Genomic DNA, 26494 nt, shown 5'->3' with positions numbered 1-26494 from the left:
CAATCGATGGTCCGATGGCTTGTCGCGCTTAGAGCTTGACGTCGAGCGCGTTGGTCAGATCGCCCATCGGCTGGGCGCCGTTGCTCTTGAGCGCGGCGTCGCGGTTGGCAAGTCCCGGCAATGTGGGCAGCGAGAAGCGGCGCGTGATGAGGCGCAGGATCGAGGTCGTGTCGTACTGCGTGTGGTCGACGTAGCCCTTTTTCGCGTACGGCGAAATGACGAGCGCCGGAATGCGCGAGCCCGGGCCCCAGCGGTCGCCCTTGGGCGGCGCAACGTGATCCCAGAAGCCGCCGTTTTCGTCGTAGGTGACGACCACGACCATGTTGTTCCACTGCGGGCTCTTCTGCAGATGCGCGATGACGTCCGCGATGTGCTGGTCGCCGCTCGCCACGTCCGTGTAGCCCGCGTGCTCGTTCAGGTTGCCCTGCGGCTTGTAGAACGCCACGGCAGGCAGCGCGCCTGCATCGATCGCCTTGATGAACTCGGTGCCGTCCATGCCGCCGTCGAGCAGGTGCTTCGCACGTGCGTCGGTGCCCGGCGCGTAGTTCGCGAAGTAGTTGAACGGCTGGTGGTGCGGCTGGAAGTTCGGCGCCGTCATGTTCGCGCCGTAGATCACGCCCGACGTGCTGTTCTGCGCCGCGCTCACGGCCGCGCCCCACGCGCCGCCGTACCACGCCCACGTCACGCCCGCGTTCGAAAGCAGATCGCCGATGTTCTGCGCCGTTTGCGCGGGCAGTGTGGAGGCGTTCGACGGGTCGGCCAGGTTCGTGTCACCGCCCGAAGCCGCTGCGTTGCCGCTCGGCTGATACGGCGGCTGCATTGTGTTGACCGCATAGAAGTCCGGCGTCAGATTGCCCGACTTCACGAATTTCGGCGCGCCATCGAGCGCGGACTTCGGCGAGTTCGATGCGAGCGTGAGCGAGACGCCGTCGGCGTCCACGGTCGAGATCGTCGGCTTGGCCGGGTTCGTGTCCGCGTTCGCGTAGTACGGCGTGCACGCGCAGATCAGCCACTGGTGGTTCAGGAACGAGCCGCCGAACGCGCCCATGAAGAAGTTGTCGGCGAGCGTGTATTGCTGGGCGATCTTCCAGAGCGGGAGCTTTTCGGCGCTCGTCGTGTAATGCCCTATCACGAGACCGCCGGAGTCGCCGTAGGCCGCGAACATGTCGTTCTTGCCGCCGTGGATCTGCATCTGGTTCTCGTAAAAGCGGTGATACAGGTCGCGCGTCGTGACTGAGAGCGGCACGTTGTAGCCCTTCGCGTCGTCGATGGCGAACGGCGCATTCGGCATGTTCTCCGTCATCGCCGCGGTCACGACGGGCGTGACGCCCGTTTGCGTGAGACCGTTCCAGACGGTCGGCAGCGTGGCCAGCACGGAGCCGTCGCGATCGAGCTGCTGCGCGCTTTGCGCGCTCACGTTCTGCAGGCCGTTGGCGTTCGGGAAGCTGCTGTACAGGTTGTCGAAGCTGCGGTTTTCCGCGTAGATCACGACGATATTCTTCACCGACGAAAGGCCGGGCTTGCTGCTGTCGTTGCCGCCGCAAGCCGCGACGGCCAATACCGACGCCGCTATCGCGATCGGCGTGGCATAGAACCATTTTCTGTTGATCATTTTTCTCTCTCGCGTTGGGGGCCCGCATGGAGGCCGGCGCGAATGACACCGGCCTTCGGGCGAGGCGCAGTGTCGCAACGGAATTTGACAGCGATATGTAAAAAATTACATTTAGCTTTTTCGCGGCCTTTGTTTGCATGACATCTTACTTACGTCATGTCATTGGAGCGTCACATCGCCGACATACGCTTTCGCGACTTCGATGTGCGGCTGAGCGCATCGGTATTCGCACTGCAGCGGCGCGCCGCCACGCGCGCCGCGCTCAAGCTTCGGGGATCAGGCATGTTGCGTAGATTGGCGCGTCATTCGGCGCGAACGGAAGGTGAGACGCGGGCTCGAGCGCTCGGCGGCGCATGCCGCAACGCGGGCCTCCTCCTCGTGATGGCGGCGGGGCTGTCATTGCTGCTGACGGCATGCGACGGCAGCACGCCCGCTTCCGCAGACGCCGATACGACGACAGGTGCATCCGGCAGCGCCTCGCGTGCGAACGACGCCAATGCGAACGCACGCGCCGTACAGGGCGTGAAGCTCATGAAGATCGCGACGCCTGCACAAGGCGGGCAGACGCGTGCCGAGGTCTATGCGCAGGTGCGCCGCATGACGGCGCTCGGCAAGCAGATGTTCCTCGATCCGTCGCTCTCGGGTTCGGGCAAGATGGCATGCGCGTCGTGCCACAGCCCGGACCACGCGTTCACGCCGCCCAACTCGCTCGACGTGCAGATCGGCGGCCCCGACATGCGACGCCAGGGCATGCGCGCCGTGCCGACGCTCAAGTATCTGCAGGCGGTGCCGGCGTTCGCCGAGCACTATCACGACTCCGATGACGAAGGCGATGAAAGCGTCGATGCCGGTCCGACTGGCGGCCTCACGTGGGACGGCCGCGTCGATCGGGGCTCGGACCAGGCGCGCATCCCGTTGCTCTCGACGTTCGAGATGGCGAGTTCGCCGAAGAAGGTCGCCGAAGCCGTGCGCGCGGCACCCTACGCAGGGGCGTTCAGGGCGGCCTTCGGCGCGCGCGTCCTCGCCGACGACGACGCGACTTTCAAGGCCGTACTGAAGTCACTGGAGACATTCGAGCAGTCACCCGAGGTGTTCTATCCGTACACGAGCAAGTACGACGCGTACCTGGCCGGCAAGGCCACGCTCAGCGCCGCCGAACTGCGCGGGCTGCAGCTTTTCAACGACGAGAAGAAAGGCAATTGCGCGAGCTGCCATATCAGCCAGCGTGCAAAGGACGGCTCGCCGCCACAGTTCAGCGACTTCGGTCTGATCGCCGTGGGCGTGCCGCGCAACCGCACACTTGCCGTGAATCGCGACCGCAAGTTTTTCGATCTCGGCGCATGCGGTCCGGAGCGCACGGACCTCGACCATCGCGCGGAATTTTGCGGGCTCTTCCGCACGCCGACGCTGCGCAACATAGCGCTCAAGAAGTCGTTCTTCCACAACGGCATCTACCATTCGCTGGAAGACGTGCTGCGTTTCTACGCACGGCGCGACACGAATCCGGAAGCGTTCTATCCGGTGGTGAAGGGCCGGGTGCAGAAGTTCGACGACTTGCCGCGACAGTATTGGGTGAATCTCAACACGGATCCGCCGTTCGATCGCAAGCCGGGCGACGAGCCGGTGTTCAGCGACGCCGAAATCAAGGATGTGATTGCGTTTCTCGACACGCTCACCGACGGCTGGCAGCCGGGCGCGCACTGAGCGTGGACTGGGCGCAGCGTCAGATGCCTGCGATCAACAGGCAGGCGCCGGTGAGCACGAGGAAGGACGCGAGCAAGCCGACCGTGCCGATGCGCACCGTGGCGTCCGGCCAGCGCGGCGCGTGCTCGGGATGGAGCGTGAAGTTCGGGCCGCGCGCCTGATGTTTCGGCGTGTGCGTGTAGTGCGCGACGAAAGACATCAAGCCGACGCAGATGAGGGCCAGCAGGACCGCAAAGACCCTCAATGCGATGGCGTAGGTCATGTCAGATAAACCGCATGGGCTGTAAGTGGGCGAGGAAGCTATCGTATTGATCGGCCCTCTCCCTCACCATCGGATCAATCCGAAAAGGACTCGCCCGCCCGCGCCCGTTCGGCCTTGCTGAACGAGCCAAAAAAAGGGCGCGTGTTATGCTTTTCGTCGATGCTTTCAGTCCGCCGAGGAGAACACATAATGTCCAGAATGCCCCGAACCCTTCACTCGCTGAGCGCCCTGGGCGCGGCGCTCATTGTCGCCGTTGGCACGGGTAGCGCGCATGCCGCCAACCTGGGCTTCCTGAACAACACACCCATGTCGTTCATGACCCAGGCGGACTACAACTCGCTCCAGAACGCCGTGCGCGATGCCGTCGAGCACAAGGCCGATGGCGAGAGCGCGTCATGGTCGAACGAAGGCTCGCGCAACGGCACACGCATCACATCGACCATCACGCCGTCGAATACGCAAAAGGAAGGCGCCAAGACGTGCCGCGATACGGAAGTCGTCATCAACGCGAAGGGCCAGTCGATGACACTGCGTCCGCACTTCTGCCGCACGGGCGAAGGCGCCTGGGTTTTCCAGAAGCAGCACTGAGCGCGCGGTGAACGGCAAGATCGTTTCGTGCGGCATTGTGCTGCTCGATCCTGAAGGCCGCGTGCTGCTTGCGCACGCTACCGGCACGAATCACTGGGACATTCCGAAAGGGCAGGGCGACCCCGGCGAGACCGAATCGCAGAGCGCGTGCCGCGAGATGGTCGAGGAGACCGGCATCGAAATCGCGGCGTCGCGCCTCGTCGATCTCGGGCGCTACCTGTACCGGCGCGACAAGGATCTGCATCTCTTTGCCGCGCGCGCGAGCGCCGATGAACTCGATCTTTCGCGTTGCGTTTGCGTATCGCTCTTTCCGCGACGCGAGGACGGCGTGATGATTCCGGAAATGGACGCCTGGCGCTGGACCGTACCCGTTGAAGTGGATCGCTACGCGAGCCGCAGTCTCGCGCGGCTCTTTAGCACGTCGCTCTCGCTCGCGGATCTGCATCGCAGACTTTGAGCCGCTCCCGCCAGCCGCCGCCAAATGAAAAAAGCCCGCACGAATCCGAGCGGGCTTTCTGTTTGCGGGCCAGGCGCGGCGCGAGCCTTACTTGCCCCAGCTGTCGCGCAAACCGACGATGCGGTTGAATACCGGCGCACCCGGCTTCGAATCGTAGCGGTCGGCGACGAAGTAGCCATGGCGCTCGAACTGATAGCGGTCTTCCGGCGCGGCGTCGCGTGCGCCCGGTTCCAGATACGCTTGCACCACGCGCTTCGAATCCGGATTGAGCGCTTCGAGGAAGTCGCGGCCGCCCGCGTCGGGCTGCTCTTCGCGGAACAGGCGATCGTAGAGGCGCACTTCCGCCGGGCATGCATGCGCTGCGCTGACCCAGTGAATGTTGCCCTTGACCTTGTAGTTGTTCGCGCCTTCCGTGCCCGACTTGCTGTCCGGGAAGTAGTTGCAGTGCACGGCGATCACGTTGCCGTTCTCGTCCTTGTCCGCGCCCGTGCATTCGATCACGAAGCCATAGCGCAGACGCACCTTGTTGCCCGGGAACAGGCGGAAATAGCCCTTCGGCGGCGTTTCGTTGAAGTCTTCGCGCTCGATCCACAACTCGCGCGAGATCGGGAACGTGCGCAGGCCTCGCTCCGGATGATGCGGATGCACGGGGGCCGTGCAGTCTTCGCTCTGGCCTTCCGGATAGTTGTCGATGATGAGCTTGAGCGGGTCGAGCACGGCGGCGGTGCGCGGCGCCTTGTCGTCGAGGTCGTCGCGCAGCGCGCCTTCGAACACGCTCATGTCGATCCACGAATCGACCTTCGTCACGCCGATGCGCTCGCAGAACAACTGGATCGCTTCGGGCGTGAAGCCGCGGCGGCGCACGCCGACGATGGTCGGCATACGCGGGTCGTCCCAGCCTTCCACGTGGCCTTCGGTTACCAGTTGCAGCAGCTTGCGCTTGCTCGTGATCGCGTAGGTGAGGTTCAGGCGCGAAAACTCGATTTGCTGCGGCAGCGGGCGCGTGAACACGCCGGCGTCGGCCAGTTCATTGAGCACCCAGTCATACAGCGGGCGATGGTCTTCGAACTCGAGCGTGCACAGCGAATGCGTGATGTTTTCCAGCGCGTCCGAGATGCAGTGCGTGTAGTCGTACATCGGGTACACGCACCACTTGTCGCCGGTGCGGTAATGATGCGCGAAGCGGATGCGGTAGATCACCGGATCGCGCATATTGAAGTTCGGCGACGCCATGTCGATCTTCGCGCGCAGCACATGGGCGCCTTCCTCGAATTCGCCCGCCTTCATGCGGCGGAAGAGGTCGAGGTTTTCGTCGACGGAGCGATCGCGGAATGGCGAGTTCTTGCCGGCTTCGGTGGCGGAGCCGCGGTTCGCGCGCATCTCTTCCGGCGACTGGCTGTCCACGTACGCCTTGCCGCGCTGGATCAGCAGTTCGGCGAACTCGTAAAGCTTGTCGTAGTAGTCGCTCGCGTAGAAGAGGTATTCCTGATCTTCTTTCTTCCACTCGAAGCCGAGCCATTCGACGGCGTCGATGATCGAGTTGACGTATTCGACATCTTCCTTCTCCGGGTTCGTGTCGTCGAAGCGCAGGTGGCACACGCCGCCGTAGCTTTTCGCGACGCCGAAGTTCAGGCAGATGCTCTTGGCGTGGCCGATGTGAAGGTAGCCATTCGGCTCCGGCGGGAAGCGCGTTTCGACGCGCTGCGCCCACTTGCCCGAGCGGTTGTCGTCGTCGATGATGTTGCGGATGAAATTGGATGCCGCAGGCGCGTCCGTGCGGTCGGCGTCTTTACGTTCGGTATTCATGCGAAAAGGGAGTCGTTCGAGGGCGCCCGTCAAAAGGATCAAAGCGCGTAACTGGGCACCCGATGGTGTCTTCCATTCTACCTGACGCGACCCGCCGTGCCAGTCCCGGTGCCGGATCGTCGCGCGGACTACAACAAGCGAGGGGAAAACGTGACGATGAGCGAAACGGCTGTGCTGGTGCTGCCGGGCTACATGGATTCGGGGCCGGGGCACTGGCAGACGCGCTGGGAAGCCGCGCACGCGGGCTTTGCACGGGTGCAGATGCCCGACTGGATGCACCCGGACTGCGAGGCATGGTGCGCGGCGCTGGATGCCGCCGTCCAGCGTGCGCCGGCTGGCGTGCGCTTCGCCGCTCACAGCCTCGGCTGCCTGAGCGTGGCGCACTGGGTCGCGCATCACGCGAGCGCGGCGACGCGCGCGAAGGTGGCCGGCGCGCTGCTGGTGGCGCTCCCCGATCCGCACGGTCCCGAATTTCCGCGCGACGCGCGGGGCTTCGATCCGGTTCCGCTCACGGCGCTGCCGTTTGCGAGCGTCGTCGTCGCCAGCAGCGACGATCCGTATGGCGGTGTGGCGTTTTCGCAGCGCTGCGCGCAGGCGTGGGGCAGCCGCTGGATCGAGATCGGCGCGCGCGGGCACATCAATGCGGACAGCGGGCTCGACGACTGGCCGCAAGGGCTGGCGTGGCTGATGTCGATGGGGAAAGAGGGCGGCTGAGCGGCCGCCCCGGGGGCCTTGCGGTTACACCACGCCCTTGCCGCGCAGCGCCGCCACGTGTTCCTCGCCGTAGCCGAGCACTTCGCGCAGTACCGCATCGGTATGCTCGCCGAGCGTGGGCGGATGGCTCGCCACGCGCGGCGGCGTTTCGCTCATGCGGATGGGGTTGCCCACCAGCCGCGCCGTGCCGCCCGAAGGGTGGGGCACGTCCACCTGCAGCCCGCGCGCGATCACCTGCTCGTTCTCGAACACTTCCGCGAGGTTGTTGATCGGCCCGCACGGCACGCCTGCCGCTTCGAGCGCGCCGATCCAGTCGGCTTTCGTGCGCGTGCGGATCAGGTCGGCGACGATCGGCACGAGCGTGTCGCGATGGCGCACGCGCGCCGGATTGGTCGCGAAGCGCTCGTCGTCGGCCAGCGCGGGCTGGCCCGCCACCTCGACGAACTTGCGGAACTGCCCGTCGTTGCCGACGGCGAGGATGATCCAGCTATCGGCCGTCTGGAAGGCCTGATAGGGCACGATGTTGGGATGCGCGTTGCCCCAGCGCGCGGGCGGATTGCCGCTCGCCAGGTAGTTCGAATTCATGTTCGCGAGCATCGCCACTTGCACGTCGAGCAGCGCCATGTCGATGTACTGGCCCACGCCCGTGCGGTCGCGGTGCGCGAGTGCCGTGAGCACGGCAATGGTCGAATACATGCCGGTCATGAGGTCGGCGATCGCGACGCCGGCCTTTTGGGGGCCACCGCCCGGCAGCGCGTCACGCTCGCCGGTGATGCTCATGAAGCCGCCCATGCCCTGCACGATGAAGTCGTAGCCCGCGCGCGAGGCGTAGGGCCCGGTCTGGCCGAAGCCGGTGACCGAGCAGTAGACAAGGTCGGGCTTGACCTCGCGTAGCGACGCGTAGTCGAGGCCGTATTTCTTCAACTGGCCCGCCTTGTAGTTCTCCAGCACGACATCGCTTTGCGCAGCCAGCTCGCGCACGATGCGCTGCCCCTCGGGCGTGGCGATATCCACCGTGACCGAGCGCTTGTTGCGGTTCGCGGCGAGGTAGTAGGCGGCCTCGGCGGTGTCCGCGCCATCGGGCGTCTTCAGGTACGGAGGGCCCCAGTGGCGGGTGTCGTCGCCGGCGCCGGGGCGCTCCACCTTGATCACGTCGGCGCCGAAGTCGGCGAGAGTCTGTGCACACCACGGTCCGGCGAGGACGCGGGTGAGATCGAGTACGCGGATATGGCTGAGTGCGCCCATGCTGTGTCTTCCAATGTCGTTCTAAGGCGGGCCGCGAGCGCGCGTGGTGCGCTGGCCGATGCCGCCCATAGTAAGCGAAAAGGCGCGGCATACGCCAATATTCGGTACAAAGTTCCGCACTGCGGAACAAAATCGATCGACGCATCGTGCTGCCTCGGGCCCTGTCGCGCCCATGCAAACCACGCCGGACGCGCCGCCGCGAGCGCGCGACGATCCCGTATAATCGTTCGATTCAGCACCGGGGTTTTCGCGAGTAATGTGGGCTCCGGGCGCGACCACGACAAAGATTCAGCACCGTACGCCCCAGGAAGGACCCAACGCACGCCATGAAAGCCGCCGACATCCGCGAGAAATTCCTCAAGTTCTTCGAATCGAAGGGCCACACGATCGTGCGCTCGTCGAGCCTCGTGCCGGGCAACGACCCCACACTGCTCTTCACCAACTCGGGCATGGTGCAGTTCAAGGACGTGTTCCTCGGCACCGAAAAGCGCCCGTACTCGCGCGCCACGACCGCGCAGCGCAGCGTGCGCGCAGGCGGCAAGCACAACGACCTCGAGAACGTCGGCTACACGGCGCGTCACCACACGTTCTTCGAGATGCTCGGCAACTTCTCGTTCGGCGACTACTTCAAGCGCGACGCGATCCACTACTGCTGGGAGCTGCTGACCAAGGTCTACGCGCTGCCGGCGGACAAGCTAACGGTCACCGTCTACAAGGAAGACGACGAAGCGTTCGACATCTGGGCGAAGGAAATCGGCGTGCCGGTGGAGCGCATCATCCGCATCGGCGACAACAAGGGCGCGCGCTACGCCTCGGACAACTTCTGGCAGATGGCCGACACCGGCCCCTGCGGTCCGTGCTCGGAAGTGTTCTACGACCACGGCCCGGAAATCTGGGGTGGCCCCCCGGGATCGCCTGAAGAAGACGGCGACCGCTTCATCGAGATCTGGAATCTCGTGTTCATGCAGTTCAACCGCGATGCCCAGGGCAACATGACGCCGCTGCCCAAGCAGTGCGTCGACACGGGCATGGGCCTCGAACGTCTCGCCGCGGTGCTGCAGCACGTGCACAGCAACTACGAGATCGACCTGTTCCAGAATCTCATCAAGGCGGCTTCGCGCGAAACGAATACGCCCGACCTCACAAACAACTCGCTGAAGGTCATTGCCGACCATATCCGCGCGTGCTCGTTCCTGATCGTCGACGGCGTGATTCCCGGCAACGAAGGCCGCGGCTACGTGCTGCGCCGTATCGTGCGCCGCGCGATCCGCCACGGCTACAAGCTCGGCCAGAAGAGCGCGTTCTTCCACAAGCTGGTGGCGGATCTCGTCGCGGAAATGGGCGCTGCCTACCCGGAACTCGCCGAAGCGCAGCAGCGCGTGACGGACGTGCTGCGCCAGGAAGAAGAGCGCTTCTTCGAGACCATCGAGCACGGCATGTCGATTCTCGAAGCCGAACTCGCCGACCTCGAAGCCAAGGGCGGCAAGACGCTCTCGGGCGAACTCGCATTCAAGCTGCACGACACCTACGGCTTTCCGCTCGACCTCACGGCCGACGTTTGCCGCGAGCGCAACGTCACGGTCGACGAACCGGCGTTCGACGAAGCGATGGCGCGTCAGCGCGAGCAGGCGCGCGCGGCAGGCAAGTTCAAGATGACGCAGGGCCTCGAATACTCGGGCGCGAAGACGACGTTCCACGGCTACGAGGAAATCGCGTTCGACGACGCGAAGGTCGTCGCGCTCTATGTGGACGGCGCATCGGTCACCGAAGTGAAGACGGGCCAGGACGCCGTGGTCGTGCTCGACCACACGCCGTTCTACGCGGAATCGGGCGGCCAGGTGGGCGACCAGGGCGTGATCTCGAACGCGAGCATCCGTTTCGCCGTGGCCGACACGCTGAAGGTTCAGGCCGACGTGAGCGGCCACCACGGCACGTTGGAACAGGGCACGCTCAAGGTTGGCGACGTCGTGAAGGCGGAAATCGACGCCATCCTGCGCGCCCGCACGGCGCGCAACCACTCGGCCACGCACCTGATGCACAAGGCGCTGCGCGAAGTGCTCGGTTCGCACGTGCAGCAGAAGGGCTCGCTCGTCGATGCAGATAAAACCCGCTTCGACTTCGCGCACAATGCGCCGATGACGGACGACGAAATCCGCCGTGTCGAGCAGATCGTCAACGCGGAAGTGCTCGCGAATGCGCCCGGCATCGTGCGCGTGATGTCCTACGACGACGCAGTGAAGGGCGGCGCGATGGCGCTGTTCGGCGAGAAGTACGGCGACGAAGTGCGCGTGCTCGACCTCGGGTTCTCGCGCGAGCTGTGCGGCGGCACGCACGTCACGCGCAGCGGCGACATCGGCTTCTTCAAGATCGTGATGGAAGGCGGCGTGGCCGCGGGCATCCGCCGCGTGGAAGCGATCACGGGCGACAACGCCGTGCGCTTCGTGCAGGAGCTCGACGCGCGCGTGAATGCGGCAGCCGCGGCGCTCAAGGCGCAACCTTCGGAACTGACGCAGCGTATCGCGCAGGTGCAGGACCAGGTGAAGTTGCTCGAGAAGGAACTGGGCGCGCTGAAGTCGAAGCTTGCTTCGAGCCAGGGCGACGAACTCGTGGGGCAGGCCATCGAAGTGAACGGTGTGCACGTGCTGGCCGCGACGCTCGATGGCGCCGATTCGAAGACGCTGCGCGAGACCGTGGACAAGCTCAAGGACAAGCTCAAGAGCGCAGCCATCGTGCTGGCGGCTGTCGAGGGCGGCAAGGTCAGCCTGATCGCGGGCGTGACCGCCGAGGCGAGCAAGAAGGTCAAGGCCGGCGAGCTCGTGAACTTCGTTGCCCAGCAGGTCGGCGGCAAGGGCGGCGGCCGTCCCGACATGGCGCAGGCAGGCGGCACCGAGCCGGCCAATCTGCCGGCCGCGCTCGCGGGCGTGAAGGGCTGGGTCGAAGCGAAGCTGTAATACGACGCGTCGCGGCGTGAACGCCGCTTTGCGACGAAGAAGGGCTGTCCGTGAGGGCAGCCCTTTTTGTTTCCGCGCGGCTTATACGTGAAGGCCTGCGGGCGTAACTGCCGCTTCGGCTGCCAATGGCGCCGCCATGCTGCCCGTGCGTTGCGCATCCTCCAGCAGCGCTTCCTTCAACGCACCAAGCGCAGGCGAATAGTGGCCACGCCGCCAGGCGAGCAGCGTCTCGATCTGACCGAGCTTGCCAAGCGAATGAATCGTGACGTCGTCGGCGCTGCGTGGCAGTTCGAGCACCGAGCGCGGCGCGACGGCCACACCCGCGCCTGCCGCCACGCACGCAATGATCGCGTGATACGAGCCCAACTCCAGCACGCGGGACGGCCGGATGCCATGCTCCACATACCAGCGCTCGACATAGGCCCGATACGCGCAGCTGCGTTCGAACGCGACGAGCGTGGAGAGCGCGATATCGCCGGGCTGTCGGATCGGCCGGTGGCCGCGCGGCGTGATCATCACGAGTTCTTCGCGATAGACCGGCACGTGCTCGAATACCTCGGGGTCCGGCACCCCGTCGAGCGGCGTGGCGATCAGCGCCGCATCGATTGCGTATTCGCGCAGGCGCTCGATCATCGTGCCGGTCGTGCCCGTTTCCAGTTCGAGCGTGACCTCGGGCCACGTCTGGTGATAGCGCGCGAGCAGGCCGGGCAGACGGCTTGCTGCAGCGCTCTCCATGGTGCCCAGCCGCAGGCGTCCCGCCGGGCGACCGGCCTTGAGCGCATGGCGCGCCTCGTCCGCGAGCGCGAGCAGGCGCTCGGCGTAGGGCAGCAGGGTTTCGCCAGCGGGCGTGAGAATGAGGCGGCGGCCCTCGCGCGTGAAGAGCGGCGTGCCGAGTTGATCTTCGAGCTGCTTGATGCGCGTGGTCACGTTGGACTGCACGCGGTTGAGCTTGGCGGCGGCCCGCGTCACGCCGTTTTCCCGCACCACCGCCCGGAAAATCGCCAGTTCGGCGAGGTCCATAGTTCTCTCCTTGGAATGCATCGATTCATGATAATTCATTTTTCGTGAACGGTAGAATCGCCTACGATGGTAGGCAGTTGCTTAATCTGCTGATCTCATGAACGACTACGTCCCCGGCACCGTCCACGTTTCCGAAGCCCGCCCGCATGCCGGTCGGCGCGCGGCGTTGGCCTGCATGGTGAGCCTCGCCGTCGCGCTGGGTGTCGGGCGCTTCGCCTTCACGCCGCTCCTGCCGCTGATGCTGCACGGCGGCGCGCTCGACCTGCGTCACGGCGGCTGGCTCGCGTCGCTGAACTACGCGGGCTACTTCGTGGGCGCGATCAGCTGCGTCGCGCTGCGCATGGCCCCCGCGAAGATCGTGCGCGCGGGCCTCGTGGTCACGGTGCTCCTCACGCTCGCGATGGGCCTCACGCAGCAGTTCTGGATCTGGGCCGTGGTGCGCTTCGTGGCGGGCGCGGTGAGCGCGTGGACCTTCGTATTCGCCTCGCAGTGGGGCCTGCGGCGGCTCGCGCAGCTCGGCGCGAACGAGTGGGGCGGTGTGATCTACACCGGTCCCGGCGTCGGCATCATTGCGACCGGGCTGTTCGTGAGCGCGGCCGGCGGTCTCGGCGCGCGCACGGGCTGGATCGGCTTCGGGCTGATCAGCGCGCTGCTCGCCGCCGTCGTCTGGTCGACGTTTGGAGCAGACATGCGCGCGCTGGCGCCGCGTCCCGCCGCGCGTGCCTCGGCAAGCGTCGCGCACGCGCAGCGCGAAGGGCGCCGTGCCGACGCCTTCTGGCTCGTGCTGCTCTACGGCGTGCCGGGTTTCGGCTACATCATCACGGCGACGTTCCTGCCCGTGATCGCGCGCCATGCGCTGCCCGGCTCGGCCTGGCCCGACCTGTTCTGGCCGATGCTCGGCGCCGCGCTGATCGCCGGCGCGCTGCTGGCTGCGCGCCTCCCGCTCCACTGGGACAACCGCCTGATGCTGGCGGGCGCCTACGTGCTGCAGGCCGTGGGCATCGCGCTCGGCATCGTCTGGCCCAACGCCGCGGGCTTCTCGTTCGGCAGCGTGTTGATCGGACTGCCGTTCACGGCGATCACGCTCTTCGCGATGCGCGAGGCGCGCCTGCTGCGCGGCGAGCATGCCGCCGCGCTGATGGGCTATGCGACGGCCGCCTACGGCGTCGGGCAGATCGCGGGGCCGCTCGTGGCCGCGCCGCTTGCGGCTTCCACAGGCTCGTTCTCGCCTTCGCTCTGGCTCGCGGCGGGTGCGCTCGTGGCCGGCGCAATCGGGCTCGTCTGGCGGGCCTGGCACACGCGCGAGGCCGCACGCGGACGCTGATAGCACACTAGAATGGACGCTTTCGCGGGCGCCGCGAGCGTGTCCACCGGGCCGCGCGGCTGGTTCCCAGCGCCATCGACCCTGCCTTTTCCCCATGAGCGAATACCAGTTTTGCCCGCGCTGCGCCACGCGTCTGACCGAGCGCGCCGATCCCGCCCACGAAGGCGGCCGCGTGCGTCTCGCTTGCCCGGACCACGCCTGCGGCTACGTCCACTGGAACAATCCGCTGCCCGTCGTGGCGGCGATCGTCGAGTACGAGGGCCGCATTTTGCTGGCCCGTAACGCGGCCTGGCCCGAAGGCATGTTCGCGCTCATCACCGGCTTTCTCGAAAACGGCGAGACGCCCGAGGAGGGCATCGCGCGCGAAGTGCACGAGGAAACCGCGCTGCGCGCCGAGAGCGTCGAACTGATTGGCGTGTACGAGTTCATCCGCAAGAACGAACTCATCATCGCGTATCACGTGAAGGCGTCGGGCACGATCGCGCTCTCGCCGGAACTGCTCGAATACCGCCTCGTCGAGCCCGCGAAGCTGCGGCCGTGGCGCGCGGGGACGGGCCAGGCGCTCGGCGAATGGATGCGCCGGCGCGGCCTGCCGTTCGACTTCGTCGAGCGTCCCGGCCAGTGATGGCCGCGCGCCGAGCGACGCTTTCCCGCCCCGCCTTCCCTGGATCTCTTCGATGAACCGACCCGTTACCGTCGCCCGCTCCGGGTATCGTCATTTCCTGCCGATCGGCACGCGCTGGATGGACAACGATGTCTACGGCCACGTGAACAACGTCGTCTACTACAGCTACTTCGACACCGTGGTGAACGAGTATCTGATTCGCGCGGGCGCGCTCGACATCGAGCACGGCACGACCATCGGGCTCGTCATCGAAACACAGTGCAATTACTTCGCGCCGCTCGTGTTTCCGGAGCGCGTGGAGGCGGGGCTGCGCGTTGCGCGTCTCGGATCGTCGAGCGTGCGCTACGAGGTCGGGCTCTTTCGCGAAGGCGAGGACGCGCCCGCGGCGCAGGGGCATTTCGTGCACGTCTACGTCGATCGCGCGACGCGCCGGCCCGTGAGCGCGTTGCCCGATGCGCTGCGCGCGGCGCTCGAGCCGCTCGTCGTCGGCTAGACGCGGTCGGCTAGACGCGGTCGGCCAGACGCGGTCGGCTAGACGCGCCTCGGCGCCTCAACGCGCCACGCTTACGCGTTCGAGCGCCGTCATCGGGCCGAGCTGTGCGAGCGTTTGCAACTGCGCCGCATTGCGCACGAAGAACGAGCCGGCAAAGCCGAGCGAGTTGACCGAAATCCCTTCGACACATTCCGTCGTGCGGGGCACCACCAGCATCCACCGGCGTGTAACGAGCAGGTTGTACGGCGCGCCCTGATGCGCGACGCCGCCCACGTCGATCGTGGGCACGCCCGCCGCGTCCAGCAGCGCGCGATAGCAGCCGAGTGCGACCTGCGCGGCATCTTCCGCCGTGCCGATACTCGGGCCGAGATCGAGGCGCGCGAACGCATGGCGAAACGCGAGCCCCGGCACGATCGCGATGGGACGCGCCCCGTGGACCGCCTGCGCGCCGCCGAGCAGCGCTTCGAGCGGCGCGGCGTGAGGCCCATCGCCTGCGAGCGGCAGCGGCACCATCTGCAAATGCTTGTGCGGCTGGCTCGCACCCGCTACCGCACCACCGTTGTAGAACCCGAGTCCGTCGATCTCGCGCAGCACCGCGATCAGCGCGGTGAAGTCCGCCGCGTCGAGCAGCGCTTCCTGTGGCTCGTAGCGGCGCGTCACGATCAGCAGATGCCGGTCGATCACATTGAACTTGTTGAGCAGCGCGATATGGGTGGGCGAGAGGTCGCCGACGAACAGATCGGACTCGTAAGGCAGGAACGGATTGCGCGGGGGCTGCGAAGCGGACGCAATCGAAGTCTGCGGCGTGAGCCGCGCCGCCTCCTTGCGCGCGAGGTTCTCGGCCACGCGCACGGAGAAACGCATGCCGCCATCGTCGATGAAGGTATGCGCCGTCTCGATGGGATGGAGCGCGCCGCACGCGAGCGCGTGTGCCGTCTGCCGCTCGATCGCCGCGCGCAGCGTCGTCATCGGCGCTCAGGCCTTGTAGCCGATGGCGCGCAACAGGTCCTTGCGCCAGCGCACGTCGTCCTCGGCCTCGACGCCCAGCGGCGGCATGCCGTCCACCACGCCGACGATGCCGCGTCCCTGATCCGTTTCGGCGATCAGCACCTGCGTGGGGTTCGCGGTGGCGCAGAAGATGCGGCAGACCTCGGGCACGGCCTTGATCGTATTGAGCACGTTGACAGGGAAGAAGCCGTCGCCGAGAAAGACGATGAAGCAATGCCCTGCGGCAATGCGCAGCGCGTTCTGCGTCGCCATCTCGATGAGTGCGTCCTGCGTGCCCGAGCGCCGCACGAGCCGCTTGCCCGACGCCTCGCAGAACGCGAGGCCGAACTGGATGCCTGGCACCGTGCCGTAGAGCGCCTCGTGCAGATCCTCGACGGATTTGATGAAGTGGGTCTGGCCAAGGATGAAGTTGGTGGCTTCAGGTTTTTCGATCTCTACCGTGGACAGTTGCATGGCGAACCTCGTGCGCGGGCGTCTCGAAAGCGCCGCCTTGCGCCGGGCCCCAGGGGCTGGCTGGCGGACGGGAGGCGGCGGCCAACCACAAGCCTAGTACGAAGTCGCGGCGAGGCAAAGCGTGTGCAAGCGCACAACGAACAACGGCCGGAGCCCCGAGGGGCGTCCGGCCGTTTTGCAGAGCGATGCGCGCGCCGCTGCGCTTAGGCAATTTTCTTCGCGCGCTTGCCTTCCACGTCGGGCAGCAACACGGTGAGGATGCCGATGAGCGGCAGGAACGAGCAAACCTTGTAGACGAAGCCGATGCTGGTCGCATCCGCCAACTGGCCGAGCACCGCCGCGCCGATGCCGCCCAAGCCGAACGCGAAGCCGAAGAAAAGACCCGCGACCATGCCCACCTTGCCCGGAATCAGCTCCTGCGCATAGACGAGGATGGCCGAGAACGCCGAGGCCAACACCACGCCGATGATCACCGTGAGCACGCCGGTCCAGAACAGGTTGGCGTAGGGCAGCAGCAGCGTGAACGGCGCCACGCCGAGAATCGAGACCCAGATCACGTACTTGCGGCCGATGCGGTCACCCACCGGGCCGCCAATGATCGTGCCGGCGGCAACCGCGGCGAGGAACACGAACAGATGGATCTGCGCGGCCTGCACGGAGAGGTGGAAGCGGTCGATCAGATAGAACGTGAAGTAGCTGTTGATGCTCGCGAGATAGAAGTACTTCGAGAACACGAGCAGCACGAGCACGCCGATGGCGCCCGCGACGCGTCCACGCGAGAGCGCGACATGCGCCACCTCGGCGCGCTTTTTCTTCATCGCGGGATGGGCTTTGTACCAGCGGCCGATCTGCGTGAGCACGATCATGCCGACGAGCGTCGCCGCCGAGAACCACGCGATGCTGCGTTGGCCGTGCGGAATGACGATCGCGGCGGCGAGCAGCGGCCCGAGCGACGTGCCCGCGTTGCCGCCCACCTGGAAGAGCGACTGCGCGAGACCGTGACGCCCGCCCGACGCCATGCGCGCCACGCGCGACGATTCCGGATGGAACACCGACGAGCCGCAGCCCACCAGCGCGGCCGCCACGAGCAGCACGCCGAAGGTCGGCGCGACCGACATCAGCAGCAGGCCGCACAGCGTGAAGCCCATGCCGACGGGCAGCGAGTACGGCAGGGGCCGCTTGTCGGTGAAGAAGCCCACCAGCGGCTGCAGCATCGACGCCGTGATCTGGTAAGTGAGGGTGATGAGGCCGATCTGCGTGAACGACAGCGAGAAGTTGTCCTTGAGCATCGGGTAGATGGCGAGGATCAACGACTGGATCATGTCGTTGAGCAGGTGCGAGAAGCTGATCGCACCCAGCACCGAGTAGACGGTGCGTTGCACCGCGGCCGCGGGGGCGGAAGCGGCCGCGGACGAACCCGCGGCAGCGCCCGGCAGGGCGCGCTTGTCGAGACTGGTTTCCATGTTGTCGGTAGCAGCAGAGAGTATTCAGCGGGCACCACGCCAGACGGGCAGCGGCGACGGCATGAAAGGACATGTATAAGAGTTATGAGCGCAGTGTAATGTGTCTTGCTCGAACTGTACGGACAAGATTTGTCGAGAATCGGACATCGGCGGCGCACCGTTAGCCTGCGGCCCAATGCCGCAAGAGGCTGTTACGAATACTCGAAATTGATGCGGGATTTTTGGCATCTCATTTTGGCCGTGTATAAACCGCCGATATGCGCGCCCACGAGGTGCGCAAAACGGGGCTGGAGTACGGGTCGCACCGCGCGCGCGAAGGCGTTAAAGAATGCGCGGTGGTGTGCCGTAGACCGGGGTTGAGGCGTAGCGCAAATCAAGAACGATGGCGCTGAGCCTGACAACAATGCTGGGGACCAAAATGAAAGCAGTATCGCAAGGCGGCGGGCACGCAGGGTTCGTGCCGCAGGATCCGGCAGGCAGCGCGGCGCACGCGCAGCAACGCAAAACGGGACGCGCCGGCGCGGCGACGCGCCGCTCGCGGCTTTCCGTGAAGGCCACACTGCGTCTCGCCTTCGCGCTGGTGCTGATCGGCACGCTCGCCATCGGCGCCATTTCGCTCGCGCAAATCAGCCGCCTGAACGGCTCGACGCAATCGATCTACGAACAGGGCTACGTCGCGAGCCGCGCCGCCGAGGAAGCGCGCGGCCACGTGCTGCGCGCGAGCCGCGCGCAGAAGATGCTGCTCACCGCGACCACGGCGCGCGAGCGCGACGAACTAGGCCAGGACATCGACAAGGATCTCGGTGCGCTGGAGCGCGGCATAAGCCAGCTGCAGCAATACGCGCAGGAGCAGGGCGGCGACGCGCTCGCCCTGCAAAAGAAGCTCGCGGATGCGACCACGGCGTGGAGCGGCCATCTGCGCGACTTCGTGACGCTCGTGAAGCAGCAGCCGCTCGATCTCTCGCAGATGAGCTGGCAGGTGGGCACGCAGGACGTCTCGCTGCTCGTGGAGACCGGCAAGCTCGAAACGCTCGTCAACGACCTCGTCGCGCAGCGCGGGACGGCCGCGAAGGCGACCATCGAAAAGGCCGAGTTCATCTTCAAGTCGTCGTTCGTGATGATGGCCGTGGCGACCGTGGCCATGTTCGTGCTCGCGTTCTTCGTGAGCGAATGGGTCGTGCGTCGCATCGCGCGGCAACTGGGTGGCGAGCCCGCGCATGCCAAGGCCATCGCGGCCCGGATCGCGGCCGGCGATCTCGCGCAGCCCGTCACGGTTCACGCACGCGACGCGGCGAGCATGCTGGGCGCGCTGCGCGACATGCAGAAGGGTCTCTCGACCACGGTGGCCGAAATCGCCGCGAGCGCCGAGGCGATTGCCTCGGCCTCGGGCGAAATCTCGACCGGCAATCTCGATCTGTCGCGCCGCACCGAAGAACAGGCCATGGCGCTCGAGCGCACGGCGAGCAGCATGGAGCAGCTCACGTCCACGGTGCGTCTGAATGCCGAAAACGCCGAACAGGCCAGCACGCTCGCGGGCAATGCCTCGGCAATCGCGGAGAAGGGCGGCTCGGTGGTCGGGCGCGTGGTCGCGACGATGCAGGAGATCAACGACAGCGCGAAGAGTATCGCGGACATCATTGGCGTGATCGAGGGCATTGCGTTCCAGACCAACATCCTCGCGCTCAACGCCGCCGTGGAAGCGGCGCGCGCGGGCGAGGAAGGGCGCGGCTTCGCCGTGGTGGCGGGCGAGGTGCGCAGCCTCGCGCAGCGCAGCGCGGCGGCGGCCAAGGAGATCAAGACGCTGATCGGCGCATCGGTCGAGCGCGTATCGAATGGCTCGACGCTGGCGCAGGACGCGGGCTCGACGATGGACGAGGTCGTGAAGGCCGTGCGGCGCGTGAACGACATCATCGGCGAAATTTCTGCGGCTTCGCGCGAGCAGCGCTCGGGCATCGAGGAAATCAGTCGCGCAGTCACGCAGATGGACGCCGGCACGCAGCAGAACGCGGCGCTCGTGGAAGAGGCGACTGCGGCTGCGCAATCGCTCGACGATCAGGCGAAGGTGCTCAAGCGGCTGGTGGGGAAATTCCGGCTGGCTTGACCCCGTTGCGGTTCGTTGCTCGTTGCGGGCACGCGTGAAAAACGCCGCGTGGTTTCACACGCGGCGTTTTTTATGGACGCGTCACTTCGCGTCGCGCTCGATGATCCACGCGTGCGCCGGGTCGTTGTGGAAGTGCCATTCGCGCGTGGGGCCCGCCATCACGTTCAGGTAGTACGAGTCGTAGCCATACGGGACGACGACCGGGTGATAGCCGCGCGGCACCATCACGACGTCGTGATTTTCCACGGCCATCGTTTCGTCCAGATCGCGCGCGTCGGTGTACACGCGCTGGAACGCGAAACCCTGCTGCGGATTGAGCCGGTGATAGTAGGTTTCTTCGAGCGCGCTTTCGTGCGGCAAGCGGTCGGCGTCGTGCTTGTGCGGCGGGTAGCTCGACGAATGGCCCGAAGGCGTGCGCACCTCGACCACGAGCAGCGATTCAGCGGGCGCGTCTTGCGGCAGGATATCGCAGACGTAGCGCGTATTCGCGCCCTTGCCGCGCGTGGAGCGCTTCATCTGCGCGGGCTCGATGAGGCGAGCGGGCAGCGTGCCTTTGGCGGGCGCGCTCGCCACGCCCACTTCGGCATTGCGTTTGGCGCGCACCGTCGCTTTCACGCCGGGCGGCACATAAACGGCATACGGCGCGGCGTCTTCGAAGACGCTGTCGCGCGAGCCGAGGCTCGACCAGCGCTCGCCGCCCGCCTCGATATCCACCGAGCCCGAGAGCACGACGATGCAGCTCTCGCGATCGGGCTCACTGACATAGACGAGTTCATCCACTTCGAGCCGGTATGCGGCGAAGCCGACATAGCGCCAGCCCGCGGTGTCGGGCGTGACGCGCGCGATCGTCTGACCTTCGCGCGCGGCCTTGACCAGCAGAGTCATGCTGCCTCCTTCGATTGGGTGTCCGTCGCATCGACGAGCGTGCGCAGCGTACGGTAACCCTTTTGCGCATATTCGTACGACGGTGCGATTACGGGGTCCTGCTCGGCTTCGACGACGAGCCAGCCGCGATAGCCGTGCCGCTTCAGGCGCGCGATGATCGCGGGAAAATCGATCGCGCCGTCGCCCGGTACGGTGAACGCGCCTGCGAGCACGGCGTCGAGAAAGCTCCAGTTGCGGTTGCGTGCGAGTTTCATGACTGCCGGGCGCACGTCCTTGCAGTGCACATGACATACGCGTGCAATGTGCTTGTCGAGTTCCGCCACGGGGTCGCCGCCTGCAAACGTCATATGGCCTGCGTCGAACAGCAGGCCCACGGCGTCGCTCGTGCGCGCCATGAGCTTGTCGACGTCGGCGGGCGTTTCGACATAGGCGCCCATGTGATGGTGGTACGCGAGCCGTACGCCGCGCGAGAGCGTATGGCGCGCGAAGACGTCCACGCGCGCGGCGTATTCGTCCCACTGCTTGCCGCTGAAAAAGCGCGGGCGCTGATAGAGCGGACGCGGCGCGCCCTGGATCGAATCGGCGACCTCGCCGTAGACCATCACGGTTGCGCCGTTCTGCGCGAGCAGCTCCAGATGCTTCTCGACCGCGGCGATCTCTTCTTCCACGCTGCGCCGCGCGAGCATGCCCGAATACCAGCCGGAGACGAGCGATAGATCGTGTTGCGCGAGGAGCGACCTGAGCGCCTGCGGCTCGCGCGGAAACTTGTTGCCTAGCTCGAAGCCCTCGTAACCGATCTCGCGGCCCTCGGTCAGCGCCTGCGATAGCGGCGTCTCGCCGCCGAGCGAGGGCAGGTCGTCGTTCATCCACGACAGCGGGTTGATGCCGATGCGTACTTCAAATGCGCTCATATGCGCTCCTCGATGTCTGTGTCGTCAGAGCCGTTATGCGTTGCCGGATTCGTCGTCGCTGGCTTGCGCGCGTCCGCTGCGCTGCGCGACCTGCTCTTCATAGCGCTCGCGCGCCTCGCGCACGGTGGCGCGCGTGGACACCTCGGGCACGGCGACCTCCCACCACCAGCCGCCTTCCTCCGTCGTGCGCGCGGGGTCGGTGTCGATGGAGACCACGTAAGTGCGCGACGAAGCGCGCGCGCGTTGCATCGCCGCTTCGAGTTCCGCGACGTTCGCCACGTGCTCGGCCTGCGCGCCGAGCGAGCGCGCATGCGAGGCGAAATCGATGCGAGGGGCGCCGAGCGGCCCTTGCGCGCAATCGTTGAACAGGTTGTTGAACGGCGCGCCGCCGCAAGCCTGCTGCAACCGGTTGATGCAGCCGTAGCCGCGGTTGTCGAGCACGACGATGATGAGCTTCGCGCCCAGCATGACCGAGGTGGCGATCTCGCTGTTCATCATCAGATAGCTGCCGTCGCCCACCATGACGATGACCTCGCGATCGGGCCGCGCAAGTTTCGCGCCCAGGCCGCCCGCGATCTCGTAGCCCATGCACGAGTAGCCGTATTCAACGTGATAGGCGCCGGGCTGGCCCGCGCGCCAGAGCTTGTGCAGCTCGGCGGGCAGCGTGCCGGCCGCGCAGACGACGATGTCTTCGGTGTACGAACGACTCGAAGAGCGCTGCACGGCGCCGATCACATCGGCGTCGTAGGGCAGGCGGTTGCGTTCCTGCGGCGCGTGCGTGAGGCGCTCGATGCTCGCGCGCCAGTCGCCCGCGAGGCGCTGGGCGCGGGCGCTCCAGTTCGCGTCGGCGCGCCAGTTGATCAGTTCGTCGTTGAGCGCAGCGAGCGCCTGGCGCGCGTCGGCCTGCACGGCGAGGCCGTCGTGCTTGAGCGCGTCGAAGCCGTTGGCGTTCACGCCGATCACATGCGCGTTCGCAAAGAGCGAGTTCGAGCCGGTCGTGAAGTCCTGCAAACGCGTGCCCACGGCAAGCACGCAGTCGGCGTCGCGCGCCAGTTCGTTGGCGGCGGGCGAGCCCGTCACGCCGAGCGCACCGACGTTGAGCGGGTCGTCCCACGCGAGCGAGCCTTTGCCCGCCTGCGTTTCGGCCACGGGTATGCCGCGCGAGGCCGCAAGCGTCTGCAAGGCCTGCGAGGCGCGCGAATAGAGCACGCCGCCGCCCGCGACGATGAGCGGGCGCTTCGCGCGATGCAACTGCATAAGCGCCGCGTCGATCTCGGTCTGAATAGGCGCTGGGGCGTGGAATGTCACGAGGCGCGGCGTGAAGAAGCTCGCCGGATAGTCCCATGCCATGGCCTGCACGTCCTGCGGCAGCGCGAGCGTGACGGGGCCGCAGAGCGCGGCGTCGGTGAGCACGCGCAGCGCGCGCGGCAGCGCGGTGAGCAACTGCGCGGGATGCACGATGCGGTCGAAGTAGCGCGAGACGGGGCGCAGCGCGTCGTTAGCGGAGAGGCCGCCGTCATGCAGATCCTCGATCTGCTGCAGCACCGGATCGGGTTCGCGCGACACGAAAATGTCGCCGGGCAACAGCAGCACCGGCAAGCGGTTCACGTGCGCAAGCGCGGCCGCCGTGACGAGATTCGTCGCGCCGGGGCCAATCGAGGTCGTCACCGCCATCATGCGGCGGCGAAAGTGCGCCTTGGCATAGGCGATCGCGCTGTGCGCCATGGCCTGCTCGTTGTGCGCGCGCAGCGTGGGCAGTTCGTGCCGATACTGATAAAGCGCTTCCCCGATGCCGGCCACGTTGCCGTGACCGAAGATCGCGAACACGCCGCCGAATAGCGGCTCCGTGCGGCCTGAGCCGTCCTCGCTCGCCACGCGCTGCGCAGCGAGATAGCGCACGAGCGCCTGCGCCGCCGTAAGCCGCACGGTGCTCGTGTGCGCCGCGGGTACTGCGTTCTGCGCGCTTTCCTGCGCGGCGTAGTCGCCAGGAGCAATGCGTTGATTCATGCCGCCTTCTCCTCATGATTGTCGTGCGCCCCTCGAGCGTCGGTGCGCGCGGCGCGCCACGCGCCGATCAGCGTTTCGAAGGCGCGGCGCGCGCGGGCGATCACCTCGTCGTCGCCGATTTCGCCTGCGAGCCAGGCGAGGCTCGGTTCATAGAAGATCGAGCGGCCCACTGTGAAGCCCCGGCAGGTATTTGAGACGGCCGCCGCGCGAAAGCCCTCCACGAGCTGGTCGATCGGCGCGGAGAGTCCGAGCAGCACGACGCCGCGGCAATACGGGTCGCGTTCGGCAATCAGCGCGTCGATCTCGCGCCATTGCGCGGCGCCCGTCGGTTCGAGCTTCCACCACTCCGGATAGAGGCCGATGTTGTAGAGCCGCTTGAGCGCGCGATAGACCGTATCGGGCGCGTTCGGCTTGCCGTTAAGCTTCGGCGGAATCACTTCGAGCAGCAGTTCGTGGCCGCTCGCCTGGGTGGCGTCGTAGAGCGCGCGCAGTTGCGCTTCCTGTTCGAGACGCTGTTCGATGGGCTCGTCGGGATGGAACTGCACGAGACACTTCACCGTGTGGTCGATGGGCCAGGACGCGAGCGTCGTGCCGATCGAACGGCCATGGTCGAACACGAGCGGCACGGAGCCCGGCAACTCGACCGGGCGGCCGATCCACCAGCCGCGGCCGGTTGCGGCGTTGAGCGCATCCTGGCCGTAGCGGTCATCGATCAGGACACCGATGCGTCCCTGCAAGCCGAGCGTGCGTTCGGTCTGCGCGACCGCTTCGACGAAGAGATTCTTCAGATACGAAATGCGCGCTTCGCTAGCGCCGGTTTGCTGCGCGAGATCGAAGAACTGGTTGCGATGATCGAACGCGAAGCCGAGCACTTCGTCGTGCCGCTTGCGCGCGGGTGTCACGCGATGCAGGCGCGCGAGCGTCGCGTCACGGTCGGGGCGGCGCATGCGTACGGGGTCGGCGGCCGCTTCGCGCAGGAAGTAGTCGAGTTCCACGGGCGTCGGCATGGCGGGCGCGCAGCCGTGCCGCGAGACGACGAGGGCGCCGCACGCGTTGGCCGAGCGCGCGCAGTCTTCGAGCGAGGCGTCGCGCAGCCAGCCCGAAAGAAAGCCGGAGGCGAAAGCGTCACCCGCCCCGAGCACGTTGAGTACTTCGACCTCCACGCCGCGCTGCATGGGCAAATCGTCCATCGAGACGGGCACCGCACCTTCCACGATCTGGCAGCCGAGCGGCCCCCGTTTGACGAGCAGCGTCGCTTCCGTGACTTCGCGCACGCGCTTGAGCGCATCGACGAGCGATTCCTTGCCGCCTGCAATGCGGAACTCTTCCTCGGTGCCGATCACGAGATTGAAATGCGGCAGGATGCGCTGCAAATGCGCGCTCACCCCTTCGCTCGCGACGAAGCGCGTCTCGCCGTCCGCCTTGCCGGTTAGGCCCCAGAGCACGGGACGGTAGTCGATGTCGAGCACGGTGCGCACGTTGTTGCGGCGCGCGTAGTCGAGTGCGGTGAGGCTCGTGCGATTCACCTGTTCGGTCGAGAAGTGCGTGCCGGTAATGAGCAGCGCTTTCGAGGAGGCGATGAAGGCTTCGTCGAAGTCGCCCGCATCGACGGCCATGTCGGCACAGTTCTCGCGGTAGAAAATCAGCGGGAATGTGTCGCGGTCTTTCAGGCCCAGCAGCACGAGCGCCGTGAGGCGTTCATGGTCCACGCGCACATGGCTCGTGTCGCAGCCTTCCTTCGTGAGCGTTTCGACGAGGAAGCGCCCCATATGGTCGTCGCCCACGCGCGTGAGCATGGCCGACTTCAGGCCCAGACGCGCGCAGCCGAAGGCGATGTTCGCCGAGGAGCCGCCCAGATACTTCGCGAAGGTGGAGACGTCTTCGAGCCGCGCGCCCACCTGTTGAGCGTAGAGATCGACGCCCAGGCGTCCGAGGCAGACGATGTCGAGGCTGCGGCCGGCGGCGAAACGGCCTGGGGTGGAACGGGGCGGGGTTGAATGAGTCAGGGCCATGTGTATTCCTGTTGGGAGCTGTGCCGTGCGCTCGTGCTCAGATAGTCGCGCCGTCGAGTTCGGCGATCATCTTCTGCATCTCCGCACCGCCCGCCATCATGTCGAGCACTTCGTTCTTGCTGATCGTGTCCTTCGTGTAGGTCCCGAGCGAGCGACCGCGATTGAGCAGCGTGAACGAGTCGCCGATGGGGTAGGCGTGGTGCACGTTGTGGGTGATGAAGATCACCGAAATGCCCTTTGCGCGTGCGGCGTGAATCAGCTTGAGCACGTTGAAGCTCTGTTTCACGCCGAGCGCGGCGGTCGGCTCGTCGAGAATCAGCACGCGTGCGCCGAAGTGAATGGCGCGTGCGATCGCGAGACACTGCTTCTCGCCGCCCGACATCGTGCCGATGGCCTGATGCGGGTCGCGCACGTTGATGCCCATTCCGGCGAGGCGGTCCTTCGCGATCGCGGCGCTCGAATCGAGATCCATCACGTTGATGAAGCCGAACAGCTTCTTTTGCGGCTCGCGGCCCATGAAGAAGTTGCGCGCGACCGAAAGCAGCGGCACTAGCGCGAGATCCTGGTAGACGGTGGCGATGCCGAGATCGAGCGCGTCTTTCGGCGAATCGAACATCACGGGTTTGCCGTCCACGAAGTACTGGCCGGAGGTCGGCTGGTGCACGCCGGCGAGTGTCTTGATGAGCGTGGACTTGCCCGCGCCGTTGTCGCCGAGCAGGCAGTGCACCTCGCCGCGTTTCAAGCGCAATGTGACGCCGTTCAGTGCGATGACCTTGCCGAAGTACTTGCTGACATTCTCGAGCGCGAGAATCGTGTCGCCGTCTGCGGTGTTTTGAGTGTCGGACATTTGAGC

General features: G+C 66.2%; 22 protein-coding genes. 9 read left to right on the top strand and 13 right to left on the bottom strand.

Features of this window, described 5'->3' with window-relative positions; all coding sequences use genetic code 11:
• Positions 1–28 precede the first annotated feature (28 nt).
• Entirely contained in the window at positions 29–1612 is a 1584-nt protein-coding gene (locus BFD71_RS34425) for an acid phosphatase (protein ID WP_176732997.1), read from the bottom strand.
• A 381-nt stretch (positions 1613–1993) separates the two neighbouring features.
• Here BFD71_RS34425 and BFD71_RS34420 point away from each other — a divergent pair, with 381 nt between their 5' ends.
• Positions 1994–3316 (top strand): cytochrome-c peroxidase, encoded by a 1323-nt coding sequence (locus BFD71_RS34420; RefSeq protein ID WP_069268702.1) that lies wholly within the window; start codon positions 1994–1996, stop codon positions 3314–3316.
• A 19-nt stretch (positions 3317–3335) separates the two neighbouring features.
• On the opposite strand, the gene BFD71_RS34415 is transcribed toward BFD71_RS34420, so the two are convergent.
• On the bottom strand, positions 3336–3578 hold the full coding sequence (locus BFD71_RS34415; protein WP_069268692.1) for a hypothetical protein: 243 nt from the start codon (positions 3576–3578) through the stop codon (positions 3336–3338).
• A 189-nt stretch (positions 3579–3767) separates the two neighbouring features.
• On the opposite strand from BFD71_RS34415, the gene BFD71_RS34410 reads away from it, so the two are divergent.
• A complete protein-coding gene (locus BFD71_RS34410; RefSeq protein ID WP_069268691.1) occupies positions 3768–4166 on the top strand; it encodes an RT0821/Lpp0805 family surface protein in 399 nt (132 codons plus the stop codon).
• Positions 4167–4173: 7 nt separating this feature from the next.
• Complete coding sequence (locus BFD71_RS34405) at positions 4174–4623, top strand: NUDIX domain-containing protein (protein WP_069268690.1); 450 nt, start codon at positions 4174–4176, stop codon at positions 4621–4623.
• An 87-nt stretch (positions 4624–4710) separates the two neighbouring features.
• On the opposite strand, the gene BFD71_RS34400 is transcribed toward BFD71_RS34405, so the two are convergent.
• A complete protein-coding gene (locus tag BFD71_RS34400; protein WP_069268689.1) occupies positions 4711–6429 on the bottom strand; it encodes a glutamine--tRNA ligase/YqeY domain fusion protein in 1719 nt (572 codons plus the stop codon).
• Between the two features lie 156 nt (positions 6430–6585).
• Between BFD71_RS34400 and BFD71_RS34395 the strand changes: the two genes are divergently transcribed.
• Complete coding sequence (locus tag BFD71_RS34395) at positions 6586–7143, top strand: RBBP9/YdeN family alpha/beta hydrolase (RefSeq protein WP_141710893.1); 558 nt, start codon at positions 6586–6588, stop codon at positions 7141–7143.
• 24 nt (positions 7144–7167) lie between these two features.
• Here BFD71_RS34395 and BFD71_RS34390 read toward each other — a convergent pair whose 3' ends face one another.
• Positions 7168–8388 carry a CaiB/BaiF CoA transferase family protein gene (locus tag BFD71_RS34390; protein ID WP_069268687.1) on the bottom strand — a complete coding sequence of 407 codons (1221 nt, stop codon included), beginning with the start codon at positions 8386–8388 and terminating at the stop codon, positions 7168–7170.
• A gap of 326 nt (positions 8389–8714) precedes the next feature.
• Between BFD71_RS34390 and alaS the strand changes: the two genes are divergently transcribed.
• On the top strand, positions 8715–11339 hold the full coding sequence (gene alaS / locus BFD71_RS34385) for an alanine--tRNA ligase (RefSeq protein WP_069268686.1): 2625 nt from the start codon (positions 8715–8717) through the stop codon (positions 11337–11339).
• Between the two features lie 81 nt (positions 11340–11420).
• On the opposite strand, the gene BFD71_RS34380 is transcribed toward alaS, so the two are convergent.
• Complete coding sequence (locus BFD71_RS34380) at positions 11421–12359, bottom strand: LysR substrate-binding domain-containing protein (RefSeq protein ID WP_069268685.1); 939 nt, start codon at positions 12357–12359, stop codon at positions 11421–11423.
• A 97-nt stretch (positions 12360–12456) separates the two neighbouring features.
• Here BFD71_RS34380 and BFD71_RS34375 point away from each other — a divergent pair, with 97 nt between their 5' ends.
• The 3 genes from BFD71_RS34375 to BFD71_RS34365 all read left to right on the top strand — a co-directional run bounded on the left by BFD71_RS34375 (position 12457) and on the right by BFD71_RS34365 (position 14801).
• The gene (locus BFD71_RS34375; protein ID WP_069268684.1) at positions 12457–13683 is read left to right on the top strand and encodes a YbfB/YjiJ family MFS transporter; all 1227 of its coding nucleotides are present in this window, start codon (positions 12457–12459) and stop codon (positions 13681–13683) included.
• Between the two features lie 94 nt (positions 13684–13777).
• Positions 13778–14308, top strand: a complete 531-nt coding sequence (locus BFD71_RS34370) for an NUDIX domain-containing protein (RefSeq protein ID WP_069268683.1) — start codon at positions 13778–13780, stop codon at positions 14306–14308.
• Positions 14309–14360: 52 nt separating this feature from the next.
• The gene (locus BFD71_RS34365) at positions 14361–14801 is read left to right on the top strand and encodes an acyl-CoA thioesterase (protein ID WP_069268682.1); all 441 of its coding nucleotides are present in this window, start codon (positions 14361–14363) and stop codon (positions 14799–14801) included.
• Between the two features lie 57 nt (positions 14802–14858).
• Here BFD71_RS34365 and BFD71_RS34360 read toward each other — a convergent pair whose 3' ends face one another.
• The 3 genes from BFD71_RS34360 to BFD71_RS34350 form a co-directional block, all read right to left on the bottom strand.
• Positions 14859–15770 carry an ATP adenylyltransferase family protein gene (locus BFD71_RS34360; RefSeq protein WP_069268681.1) on the bottom strand — a complete coding sequence of 304 codons (912 nt, stop codon included), beginning with the start codon at positions 15768–15770 and terminating at the stop codon, positions 14859–14861.
• 6 nt (positions 15771–15776) lie between these two features.
• The gene (locus BFD71_RS34355) at positions 15777–16262 is read right to left on the bottom strand and encodes an adenosine-specific kinase (RefSeq protein ID WP_069268680.1); all 486 of its coding nucleotides are present in this window, start codon (positions 16260–16262) and stop codon (positions 15777–15779) included.
• Between the two features lie 203 nt (positions 16263–16465).
• Positions 16466–17725, bottom strand: coding sequence for an MFS transporter (locus tag BFD71_RS34350; protein WP_069268679.1), 1260 nt, complete (start codon positions 17723–17725; stop codon positions 16466–16468).
• Positions 17726–18143: 418 nt separating this feature from the next.
• Between BFD71_RS34350 and BFD71_RS34345 the strand changes: the two genes are divergently transcribed.
• The gene (locus BFD71_RS34345; protein WP_069268678.1) at positions 18144–19826 is read left to right on the top strand and encodes a methyl-accepting chemotaxis protein; all 1683 of its coding nucleotides are present in this window, start codon (positions 18144–18146) and stop codon (positions 19824–19826) included.
• Positions 19827–19907: 81 nt separating this feature from the next.
• Here the strand turns inward: BFD71_RS34345 and iolB are convergent, their stop codons facing one another.
• Genes iolB through BFD71_RS34320 form a run of 5 tightly spaced genes read right to left on the bottom strand, consistent with a single transcriptional unit; the run spans position 19908 to position 26488 of the window.
• Positions 19908–20711 carry a 5-deoxy-glucuronate isomerase gene (gene iolB, locus BFD71_RS34340; protein ID WP_069268677.1) on the bottom strand — a complete coding sequence of 268 codons (804 nt, stop codon included), beginning with the start codon at positions 20709–20711 and terminating at the stop codon, positions 19908–19910.
• The gene (iolE, locus tag BFD71_RS34335; RefSeq protein WP_069268676.1) at positions 20708–21622 is read right to left on the bottom strand and encodes a myo-inosose-2 dehydratase; all 915 of its coding nucleotides are present in this window, start codon (positions 21620–21622) and stop codon (positions 20708–20710) included. Before iolE ends, iolB begins: the two co-directional genes overlap by 4 nt.
• 33 nt (positions 21623–21655) lie before the next feature.
• The gene (gene iolD / locus BFD71_RS34330) at positions 21656–23629 is read right to left on the bottom strand and encodes a 3D-(3,5/4)-trihydroxycyclohexane-1,2-dione acylhydrolase (decyclizing) (RefSeq protein ID WP_069268675.1); all 1974 of its coding nucleotides are present in this window, start codon (positions 23627–23629) and stop codon (positions 21656–21658) included.
• Entirely contained in the window at positions 23626–25641 is a 2016-nt protein-coding gene (locus tag BFD71_RS34325; protein ID WP_141710892.1) for a bifunctional 5-dehydro-2-deoxygluconokinase/5-dehydro-2-deoxyphosphogluconate aldolase, read from the bottom strand. The genes iolD and BFD71_RS34325 overlap by 4 nt, the downstream gene beginning before the upstream one ends.
• A gap of 37 nt (positions 25642–25678) precedes the next feature.
• Positions 25679–26488, bottom strand: a complete 810-nt coding sequence (locus BFD71_RS34320) for an ATP-binding cassette domain-containing protein (protein ID WP_069268674.1) — start codon at positions 26486–26488, stop codon at positions 25679–25681.
• Positions 26489–26494: the final 6 nt, after the last annotated feature.

Source organism: Paraburkholderia nodosa (assembly GCF_001718195.1).
In the GTDB taxonomy this organism is placed as follows: Bacteria; Pseudomonadota; Gammaproteobacteria; order Burkholderiales; family Burkholderiaceae; genus Paraburkholderia; species Paraburkholderia nodosa_A.
The sequence above is the reverse complement of the archived record's forward strand: the minus strand, read 5'-3'. Positions and strand labels throughout refer to the sequence as shown.

Bases quoted from the DNA above. Each gene is read 5' to 3' on its own strand.
- BFD71_RS34420 (WP_069268702.1), top strand. From the start codon at position 1,994: ATGGCGGCGGGGCTGTCATTGCTGCTGACGGCATGCGACGGCAGCACG.
- BFD71_RS34380 (WP_069268685.1), bottom strand. From the start codon at position 12,359: ATGGACCTCGCCGAACTGGCGATTTTCCGGGCGGTGGTGCGGGAAAAC.
- BFD71_RS34375 (WP_069268684.1), top strand. From the start codon at position 12,457: ATGAACGACTACGTCCCCGGCACCGTCCACGTTTCCGAAGCCCGCCCG.
- iolB (WP_069268677.1), bottom strand. From the start codon at position 20,711: ATGACTCTGCTGGTCAAGGCCGCGCGCGAAGGTCAGACGATCGCGCGC.
- BFD71_RS34370 (WP_069268683.1), top strand. From the start codon at position 13,778: ATGAGCGAATACCAGTTTTGCCCGCGCTGCGCCACGCGTCTGACCGAG.
- BFD71_RS34345 (WP_069268678.1), top strand. From the start codon at position 18,144: ATGAAAGCAGTATCGCAAGGCGGCGGGCACGCAGGGTTCGTGCCGCAG.
- iolD (WP_069268675.1), bottom strand. From the start codon at position 23,629: ATGAATCAACGCATTGCTCCTGGCGACTACGCCGCGCAGGAAAGCGCG.
- iolE (WP_069268676.1), bottom strand. From the start codon at position 21,622: ATGAGCGCATTTGAAGTACGCATCGGCATCAACCCGCTGTCGTGGATG.
- BFD71_RS34390 (WP_069268687.1), bottom strand. From the start codon at position 8,388: ATGGGCGCACTCAGCCATATCCGCGTACTCGATCTCACCCGCGTCCTC.
- BFD71_RS34355 (WP_069268680.1), bottom strand. From the start codon at position 16,262: ATGCAACTGTCCACGGTAGAGATCGAAAAACCTGAAGCCACCAACTTC.
- BFD71_RS34415 (WP_069268692.1), bottom strand. From the start codon at position 3,578: ATGACCTACGCCATCGCATTGAGGGTCTTTGCGGTCCTGCTGGCCCTC.
- BFD71_RS34395 (WP_141710893.1), top strand. From the start codon at position 6,586: ATGAGCGAAACGGCTGTGCTGGTGCTGCCGGGCTACATGGATTCGGGG.
- BFD71_RS34365 (WP_069268682.1), top strand. From the start codon at position 14,361: ATGAACCGACCCGTTACCGTCGCCCGCTCCGGGTATCGTCATTTCCTG.
- BFD71_RS34350 (WP_069268679.1), bottom strand. From the start codon at position 17,725: ATGGAAACCAGTCTCGACAAGCGCGCCCTGCCGGGCGCTGCCGCGGGT.
- BFD71_RS34360 (WP_069268681.1), bottom strand. From the start codon at position 15,770: ATGACGACGCTGCGCGCGGCGATCGAGCGGCAGACGGCACACGCGCTC.
- BFD71_RS34410 (WP_069268691.1), top strand. From the start codon at position 3,768: ATGTCCAGAATGCCCCGAACCCTTCACTCGCTGAGCGCCCTGGGCGCG.
- BFD71_RS34325 (WP_141710892.1), bottom strand. From the start codon at position 25,641: ATGGCCCTGACTCATTCAACCCCGCCCCGTTCCACCCCAGGCCGTTTC.
- alaS (WP_069268686.1), top strand. From the start codon at position 8,715: ATGAAAGCCGCCGACATCCGCGAGAAATTCCTCAAGTTCTTCGAATCG.
- BFD71_RS34400 (WP_069268689.1), bottom strand. From the start codon at position 6,429: ATGAATACCGAACGTAAAGACGCCGACCGCACGGACGCGCCTGCGGCA.
- BFD71_RS34320 (WP_069268674.1), bottom strand. From the start codon at position 26,488: ATGTCCGACACTCAAAACACCGCAGACGGCGACACGATTCTCGCGCTC.
- BFD71_RS34425 (WP_176732997.1), bottom strand. From the start codon at position 1,612: ATGATCAACAGAAAATGGTTCTATGCCACGCCGATCGCGATAGCGGCG.